This is a genomic window from Streptomyces sp. OfavH-34-F, assembly GCF_022347745.1.
Lineage (GTDB): Bacteria > Actinomycetota > Actinomycetes > Streptomycetales > Streptomycetaceae > Streptomyces.
This window is the reverse complement of the sequence record NZ_JAKRGC010000557.1, coordinates 1-2,140: the sequence shown is the minus strand read 5'-3', so window position 1 is coordinate 2,140 and position 2,140 is coordinate 1. Positions and strand designations below refer to the sequence as shown.

Below are 2,140 nucleotides of genomic sequence, written 5' to 3'. Positions count from 1 at the left end.
CCGGCGCCGCCTGCCTGGCGACCCTCCTCGCCCTGCGGCTCACCGAGGGGGCGCTCGGCGGCGACGCCCGGCTCGCCCTCGGCTGCGCCGGCGCGCTGCTGACGCTGCTCGCCCTCCTCCTCGCCTTACGCACCGGCCCGCTCGCCGCCGCCCCCGCCGCCTCCGGCACCGGCATGCTCCGCGTCTGCTGGCTCCTCGGCTACGTCCTGTACGGCGACGCCCTGCTCCACCAGGTCCTCAGCGGCGGACCCGAGGGCCCCTGGGCGCTGACCCCGGCACCGCTGCCGGCGCTCGCCCTGGCGGTGGTGCCCGCCGCCTGGTGCGCCCACCTGTTCGCGCTGCACGCCCACCGCCGCCTCCTCGCCAGCCACGCCCTGGAGGAGTTCGCGGCCGGCGCGCGCCCCCTGCTCTTCGGCGTCGTCGCGCTCTTCCTCGGCGCGCTGGCCGTCCTGCAGTACCTGGCCGGGCCCGTGTCGGGGAGCGGCGGCGCACCGGCCGGGGCCACCGCCCTCGGGGTGCTGCTCCTGCTGGCCCGGCTGCTCACCGTCCACGGCTTCCCCGAGCCGGCCGCCACCGGACTCGCCGCCGCGGTCGCGGTGGAGGCGGCGGCGCCGGCCCTGATCCTGGCCGGCCGGCTACCCGGTCTCGACGCTGTGGCCCGCCCGGTCCGCGCGCTGATCGAGGCGGGCGGCACCGGGGCCGTCCCCGCGCTGGCCTGCGGCGCGGCCGCCCTCGGCCTGCTGATCACCGCCACCCTCGCCCTTGCCAGGGCATCCGCCCACACCGCCCCCTGAGGCGGCCCCACGATCCCGTCCGCGGAGCCGACGCCGCGGACGCGCCCCAACCGAACCGTACGCATCGAACCGTACGGAACAGCCACAAGGAGACCCACCGACATGACCCTCCAATCCCCCGCACCGGCAACCCGCCGTCGGCCCCATGGCGGAGGCGGTGCGCGATGAGGGTGCTGCTGCTCGGAGCCAACGGATTCATCGGCCGGTTCGTGGCCGACCGGCTGCTCGCCGACCCCGCCGTCCACCTCACGGCGCTCGGCCGCGGCGACGACGCCGACGTACGGTTCGACCTCGCCACCGGCAGCCCCGGAGCGCTCACCCGCTTCCTGGACGCCGTCCACCCCGGAGTCGTCGTCAACTGCGCCGGAGCGACCCGCGGCGGCGCCCGCGACCTCACCCGGCACAACACCGTCGCCGTCGCCACCGTCTGCGAGGCCATGCGGCGCAGCCGCTGCACCGCCCGGCTGGTCCAGGTCGGCTGCGCCTCGGAGTACGGCCCCTCGCAGCCCGGCTCCTCCACGGCGGAGGACGCCATCCCGCGCCCCGGCGGCCCGTACGGCGTCAGCAAGCTCGCCGCCACCGAACTGGTCCTGGGCTCCGGCCTCGACGCGGTCGTGCTGCGGGTCTTCTCACCGGTCGGCCCCGGCACCCCCGCGGGCTCCCCGCTCGGCCGGCTCGCCGAGGCCATGCGCCGCACCATGCAGTCCGGCGACGGCGAACTGAAGCTCAGCGGCCTCGGCGTGCAGCGCGACTTCGTGGACGTGCGGGACGTGGCGCGGGCGGTGCACGCCGCCTCCCTCTCCGCCGCGCAGGGCGTCGTCAACATCGGCACCGGGCGGGCCGTACGGCTGCGCGACGCGGCGGCCGTCCTCGCCAAGGTCGCCGGATACGCCGGCGCGCTCCACGAACTGGACACGCCCCCCGCCCGGCTGCCCATCGGCGCCCCCCGGACCTCCGCCGAAGCCGTCATCGAGCACCTCTCGGCCACGCCGTCCCCGTACCCGGACGGCTGCGGCGCCTGGCAGCAGGCGGACGTCCGCACCGCCCGCGACCGGCTCGGCTGGCGCCCCCGGATCAACCTGGAGGAGTCGCTCGCCGACATCTGGATGGAGGCGGCGTGCCGTATCTGACCCGGCCCGGCACCGCGCGGCGTGCCGCCGGTACCGACGGGCCGGGCCTCGGCATCCCCGGCTGCGCGCACCCGCTGCTCGCCCCGGCCGAGTGGGCCGAACTGGCCCGCCCCGGCACGCCGCTGCACTGGGCGGTGCTGGACGTCGACAACGGCCCCGGCAGCAGGCCCGACCCGCACTGCCTGGAGGCGGCGGGCCGGCTGCGCAACGCCCGCG

Annotated in this window: 1 protein-coding gene and 2 pseudogenes; all 3 read left to right on the top strand. The window is 77.9% G+C overall.

The window, feature by feature from the left end; translation table 11 throughout:
* Positions 1–794, top strand: a pseudogene (locus MHW47_RS34845) (hypothetical protein); the annotation flags it as partial.
* A 164-nt stretch (positions 795–958) separates the two neighbouring features.
* Positions 959–1,924 (top strand): NAD(P)-dependent oxidoreductase, encoded by a 966-nt coding sequence (locus MHW47_RS34840; RefSeq protein WP_111338036.1) that lies wholly within the window; start codon positions 959–961, stop codon positions 1,922–1,924.
* Positions 1,912–2,140: pseudogene (locus MHW47_RS34835) on the top strand (phage tail protein); the annotation flags it as partial. The gene MHW47_RS34840 and the pseudogene MHW47_RS34835, both read left to right, overlap by 13 nt.